Origin of the sequence: uncultured Shewanella sp. (assembly GCF_947491715.1) — a bacterium.
Lineage (GTDB): Bacteria > Pseudomonadota > Gammaproteobacteria > Enterobacterales > Shewanellaceae > Shewanella.
Map to the genome: position 1 here is coordinate 77,620 of NZ_CANLKR010000026.1, position 6,354 is coordinate 83,973.

General features: G+C 38.2%; 5 protein-coding genes. 1 reads left to right on the top strand and 4 read right to left on the bottom strand.

The genetic code is table 11. From position 1 onward, the window contains the following. Nucleotides 1-315 precede the first annotated feature (315 nt). From Q0779_RS16810 to Q0779_RS16820, 3 genes are all read right to left on the bottom strand, one after another. Nucleotides 316-1,101 carry a tRNA-uridine aminocarboxypropyltransferase gene (locus Q0779_RS16810; protein WP_298774277.1) on the bottom strand — a complete coding sequence of 262 codons (786 nt, stop codon included), beginning with the start codon at nt 1,099-1,101 and terminating at the stop codon, nt 316-318. Nucleotides 1,102-1,254: 153 nt separating this feature from the next. Further along, the gene (gene pssA, locus Q0779_RS16815; RefSeq protein ID WP_298774278.1) at nt 1,255-2,568 is read right to left on the bottom strand and encodes a CDP-diacylglycerol--serine O-phosphatidyltransferase; all 1,314 of its coding nucleotides are present in this window, start codon (nt 2,566-2,568) and stop codon (nt 1,255-1,257) included. 286 nt (nt 2,569-2,854) lie between these two features. Then, a complete protein-coding gene (locus Q0779_RS16820; RefSeq protein WP_298774280.1) occupies nt 2,855-3,469 on the bottom strand; it encodes a DTW domain-containing protein in 615 nt (204 codons plus the stop codon). 423 nt (nt 3,470-3,892) lie between these two features. Between Q0779_RS16820 and Q0779_RS16825 the strand changes: the two genes are divergently transcribed. Then, nucleotides 3,893-5,215 (top strand): hypothetical protein, encoded by a 1,323-nt coding sequence (locus tag Q0779_RS16825; RefSeq protein WP_298774282.1) that lies wholly within the window; start codon nt 3,893-3,895, stop codon nt 5,213-5,215. Between the two features lie 429 nt (nt 5,216-5,644). On the opposite strand, the gene def is transcribed toward Q0779_RS16825, so the two are convergent. Further along, nucleotides 5,645-6,148, bottom strand: a complete 504-nt coding sequence (gene def / locus Q0779_RS16830; RefSeq protein WP_298774285.1) for a peptide deformylase — start codon at nt 6,146-6,148, stop codon at nt 5,645-5,647. Between the last annotated feature and the right edge of the window lie 206 nt (nt 6,149-6,354).

Below are 6,354 nucleotides of genomic sequence, written 5' to 3' on the forward strand. Positions count from 1 at the left end.
TGTTTTAATCGCGACGGGAGGGATGACGCCTAGTGATCTAAGCAAATTTCTCCCAACAAAGAGTAAAACACGTTTAGCCGGATCCTACGGACAGCGTTTGTGGCTCCTTTCTACGGCGTTATCGCTTGTTTATGTAGAATAACTACACCACACAAGCTCTACCTTGTATAAAGAACCCACAAACTGCTGCAGAAATCATCACAAAAGATCAACAGGCCCTAGTCATACCCTGCAAACCAAATAGCTATCATTATGGATCCAATCAACATAAGGTAAATTGATTTAAGTATATTCGATAGGAAATAAACAATACTGCTATTTTGACTTTATCGCTAATTGATAAGCCTGTTCAAAAGCATCACGCTTCAAAGAGAGTGGCGCTAATGATTGCGCACTCATTTGACTTCGGCCTTGAAGCGATGATCCCACAAATAAATCAAACCAAGCCGTCAAGGCCTTAGCATTTTCACTCTCTCCATTCGCCGCTAAAGCCAACGCAGCTACCTCAGCTGTGCCTAATTGAAAATCATGGCTTCCTTTACGCAATGCATATTGAGCTGTGTGTGCTGAGCTAAATGATAATAAAGGCAAATGATGTAAATATGGACTATTTCGAAACATTTTAATGGCTTCACGCCAGCTACCATCGAGCATAACAAATAACGGTATTTTTTGATCATGTTGCGCCGTATCAATAGCAGGTAAAGTTAGCCCATTAGCTAATGGCTCAACAACAGGTTGATTTTGCATTGAATATTGACGAGGAAAAATGACATAAGCTTGGTACTTAGGAGCATTTAACAACGCGAGCATGGCTCGATTGGCATGTACTCTTGACCAAATATAGGCATGGGTATTAGGGATCAAATCGGCAATAAGTCGACCACTGTTGCTGGGTTTTAATACTTCATCATCATACATGATCAATAAAAAATGTGTCTGTGTCGCTAAGCATTTTCTCACAGCACAAGTACACAGGCTTTGACGAAGTAAACACTGCTGACAACGCACAACATTTTTACCTCTCGCGTTGTAAGCTTTGGTTGAAATGGCTTTTCGGTATTGATAAAGCCTATGCACAGCATGTAATTTTGAAGACATGTTTATCGCTTATTTAAGTGATGACCAATATGCTGAAATGCTGGCGTCAACTCATTGAAAAATATGAACTTAAAGATTTACAAATTAAAAACCGACTTCACTAAGTCGGTTTTATTATTGCTCAGCAACGCAGACATTTGTATACAAGACACACTATAAAATGCGCCTTAATAAAAAATCTGCTTTTAGTCGTTTTATCCGCTTCATTATTTTTTTCACCGCAGGCGGATAATGTTGTAACGTTTGGATCTGGCTATAATGATACAGTCTCTCAGTATGTTCCAAAATATGAGCTTGTTCTTGTTCAAACTGTGCTTTCCATTCCCCAGTTTCATCTTGAAATAACAACCCGTTTTCAAGATCCAAGGCAAAAGCCCTTGGATTCAAATTACTGCCTGTAATTAAATGCCGTTCTCCATCGGCACTGATCCCTTTCAAATGAAAACTGTTTCTATCATGTTTCCACAGATGAATATTCAGTAAGCCCCTTTCAATCGCCCATTGCTGCCTTTTGGCAAATTTACGAAGAGATTGTTCGTACATATAAGGCAAAGCCCCAATAGTCGAAAACGTTTCCTCTGGAGGAATATAAAAATCATTCGCAGTCTTATCGCCAACCACGATATCTATTTTTTTCCCCTTACGTAAATGCTTAGATAAGGCACGAGATAAAATATAGGGAGGATTAAAGTATGGCGTACAAATAAATAACGTTTCTTGTGACTCTTCAATCAAGGCAACCACAGTCTTATTGAGCATATTTTTCTTACGCCCTAACCCCACAATCGGCGTGACTCGATTGCCGGAAGTGACTTTATCAAATCGATAACTGGCTTTGCTCAATCTTTGCTTTAAGTTAGTAATTTCACTTTTTATGGGTAAACGCTCTGTGTCTTTGCACTCAGAAAGCGAGTTCACCGCTTCATCATTCACTAAATAAACTTGGATCATGTCTCGCATACTATCAGCTAATGCTTGAGACTCCACTTGATGATAGCGATCAAATCGATACTTATCATGTTGATGCAAATAAATATTATTGATACTCGCACCACTGAATATGACGGTATCATCAATGATAAAACCTTTAAGATGCAAAACCCCCATAAATTCCCGAGACTTGACTGGCACACCTAAAATATCAATGCCATGCTCAGCCTCTTCCATGACTTTGCGGTACATTAAATAATTACCACTGTCACCTTTTTGACCGATAAGTCCCCGACGAGCACGATGAAAATCAACGAGCACTTTAATATCTAGTTGAGGGTTACGTGCTTTTGCCGCCATTAATGCCGATAAAATTTCTCCCCCCGCTTCATCATCTTCCAGATAAAGCGCAGCAATATAAATTGAATGTACCGCATTCGCAATACGCTTTAATAAGCTTTCTTTTAAAGCGCAGGGTGTTAATAACCAGCTTAATGCCTCTGGTTGGATCGGTATTCCACCTAGCTTTTTCAGCAAGGTCTGTCTCCTTTAATCATCAAACTTGAGTCAGTTATAGGCACTGGATAATCATCAACGGGTTTCGAGCCTATGTTAATGACTCAGAAACGGCCTATTCCACCCACTCGAATATTGTAGCGTCATGAGAAAAAGCTGGTAACTCCATCAACCTTGCTTAATTTAGCACCTTCTTCCAATAAAGGGGATTTGATATAAGATTCTCAAAACATGAAGCAATAGAAATTACCTATTTACGCGCGCCTGAGCAAGTGTTATTTTCTTTTGTGGCTCCACAAAGCGTGTATCAGGTTATTTTATCATCATTTTGGTTGAAATTTTTAAATGCGCTTTCCAAAACAGTCGCTTCAGCATGCATGCCTTTGAGACGAAACAAAAACTGAATGCATTCAATCGTACAAAATCCACCTTGTATTTGATTTCGTCTCAATCGAAATTGCGACAAATGTTTGTCAATGAGTGGCTTAGGTAACGCATATTTCATCGCCTGTTTTAAATAATGACTGCGCCGACACATTTTTCTTGCTTCTTGCCAGGTCGCATCCAAAATCACAATCACATTAGGCACATTAGAAGCACTGCGTTCGTCAGCTGTATTCATAGGACCGTGGCACTGATGATGAAGTGGATCCAATTGCTTTTCCATACTCTGATTTGCGACCATTCCCATTGACTCCTGCTCATCTGGAAACAATTCATCTGGAAACAATTCATCTGGAAACAATAATACCCCTTCACCACGACTTAACAAATCAACCAATTTTGGATCGGGATCCACCCTAGACCAAATCACGCGTTGACAATACTCTGGAAAATACCGAAGGGCTATTTGACCCGTATTAGATGAGCGTTCGACTTCTCTTTCATGGGTTAATAATACTATTTGAAACGATTCAATCATCAAACCACTCAATAATTAACAAAATGAATACAGCCCCTTATTTTACCATACTTTATATTTTTATATTTAATATAAATTAAAAAAGGATCACTTGAAATATGGCCTTCCATTGATGGAATATCCTTAAGATAAAAAAGTTTTAGCATCTAATCAGGTTTTATCAAGTCGGTGTTTATCGCTCAAAGTCCCCTCTCAGTCAGGATAGTTATCACCCAGTAATAAGATAACTCAATGAACTGATATTCACCTAAACCTAAAGAGGTGGCATTAAAAAATCAAAAAAACATTAACTTATGCGAGTACTTTATCATTTCTCATACTCATCATACGAATGTTGGATTAAGTCACGAAATATTCAATTTTATATAGAAGCATTGACTCTGATGTTTCTCCTTTTACATTAACGATCTTCGGAAATAAACAATGAAAAATTATCTTCATAAAGTGAATTGGATTAGCGTGATAGGGATGTTACTCGCGTCGGCAACACTTCATCTTTTACTGTTGCAAATATACACGCATCATTTTACTGTCAATGGCATAAAAACATATCTCTCACTGCTCATATCAACCAATAAAGCCCCTGACATATGGAATCATTTACTAACATATTTACTTCATTTTCCGTTACTAATTATCATTGTGTTCACACTTGTCATGCTCGTAAGCGTATTAGGCCTCTTTTTTTCCTCTAAACCTGTTTTTCCTTTATTAACGTCAGCACTTTACGGGGGGCTTTGGCTGTCTAACTTAGGACGCGCAGAAAGTTGGCTGTTTGAATTTTTGCTTCCTAGCCTATTTGCTTTAATTATTGCAATCGCTCAATGGGATCAACAACTCAATAGTAACACTCAGTCAAATTGGCTTGGATATAAACGTTTACCAACTCAAAATAATAAACTAAATGTTTTTATTACGGTTATTTTACTCATTCTACTTTCCTATTTCAATTTTCTTTCCCAAAATGGCAAGGAGCATGTTGTAGCAGTAACTGTTCTCTTTTCAATCCTTACCGCATTAGCCACCTATACCTCACTGACACTTGATAACGACCGAAAGGAACTTGAATCATCAAATTTAGTACGAACACAGCGCACTTATCTTTTTTTAATCGCCAGCTCCATTGGGTTAATGTTGATCTATCAAGTCAATGAGGATATTGCACTGAACTGGTTTACCAGTGAGGGGTACCAAAATTTAGTCAAAATATTCCAAAAAACATCAAACGCGCCCGAAATGATAATATCTTTCTTAGCACATTCAGCTTCCATATCCTCAATACTTGCACCGACTCAATTTATCTTTGAAAGCTTCGCTGCATTTTGCTTATTTATCGGAGTATTAAGAGTGCCTATGTATTGGCTAACGTCGGGATTACTGGGCCTTTTAATGCTCATAGAATTTGGCGCTCCAGCATCTTGGCCTCCAACTCCAACAAGCCCTGTAAATTGGGTTTGGGAATTGATGCTACCAACCTTTGTATTAATCATTTGTAGTATTCATGCGACAGTAGAGTTCTTAGAATCTAAAAACCTGCGCCAACTCATCTTAGGTAATCAGCTTTTTTCTGATATGAGTTTATCCACAAAAGCACTGTTCTCAATTACCCTTTTCGGTATTTTGAGTATAGCAATTGTTCAATCGACTCATCCTGAAATATCAGAAACAGTACTAAGTAAGACACTACTGATCTCTATTAGTTTATTCATCGTAATGTTTGTATTTGATAACCATAGAAAAAATTGATTCTTTAGATGAAATAATCTTCACCGTCTATTCATATAGTGCATGCAACCCACATGGATAATCAGGTGAAGATAAGCTAACTAATAGTATAAACAAGCTCAACAAATCGTAGCGGACAGAAAAAGTCTGCAATACCCTAACCCAATGAATTGAGAAAAAAGTCGCTTATATTTAGTAAAACGGGTTCAGAATAAGCATGCTGAAGTAGTTAAAACACCTTTTTTCCATGTTAATGCCCCACAAAGAGCATATTCACACCATAACGATTAATAATGTAGCGATTTGCTCATACGTATTCATCTTAAGGTTCAGGTCGTACAAGAGCGACTAAATTTAAGACCGATAAAGACCTTAATAACAAGTAAACTAATGACGTCAGACAACATAAGCAAGTGTTGCACTTGTGAGTGAATTCACCAGCGATTAAGATTAAACCACTTTCTCTGCCCATTTTTTGACTTTTTTTAGCGCTATTTTTTGCTTCAGTTCCGAAAGGTGATCGGTAAAAACAATCCCATTAAGGTGATCAATCTCATGCTGTAGCACAATCGCAAGAAATTCATCCGTTTCAACTTCAAAGGGTTCCCCTTTACGATCCAATGCACTGACCTTCACTTGTTTATAACGTGTCACGCGAGTCCGATATCCAGGAATCGATAAACACCCTTCGACTCCTTCATATTCGCCGACTTGCTCAACAATTTCAGGGTTAATGAATACAACGGCCTGATCACGAGTCTCCGATAAGTCAATCACCATAATTGCATGCGGGTTGCCAACTTGAGTTGCAGCTATGCCGATCCCTTTACCTGTGCTATATAATGTTTCGATTAAATCATCAATAAAAGGTTGAACAGCCTGAATATTCGTAACAGGTCTCGCTTTTCTTCGTAAACGTTCATCGGGGATGGTTAAAATATTCAAAATAGCCATTCTTCACTGCCCATACAGCACCACTCCTCACTTTAGTATGGTAGGTATTGAGTAAAAGGTAAAATGGAACCTAACGCTTTCCTACTATACCCAAACCACTTGAAAGTGCATGTTTTCAGAGCCCGTAAGAAGGCTTAATTCAAGGCGCATTATTGAAAGAATGCTTATTGCCTTTTGAGGTGATGCAACGTAGAAGTTAGTCTTTT

Excerpts from the sequence above, each read along its gene's own strand:
- def (WP_298774285.1), bottom strand. The coding sequence starts at position 6,148 with ATGGCTATTTTGAATATTTTAACCATCCCCGATGAACGTTTACGAAGA.
- Q0779_RS16820 (WP_298774280.1), bottom strand. The coding sequence starts at position 3,469 with ATGATTGAATCGTTTCAAATAGTATTATTAACCCATGAAAGAGAAGTC.
- Q0779_RS16810 (WP_298774277.1), bottom strand. The coding sequence starts at position 1,101 with ATGTCTTCAAAATTACATGCTGTGCATAGGCTTTATCAATACCGAAAA.
- Q0779_RS16825 (WP_298774282.1), top strand. The coding sequence starts at position 3,893 with ATGAAAAATTATCTTCATAAAGTGAATTGGATTAGCGTGATAGGGATG.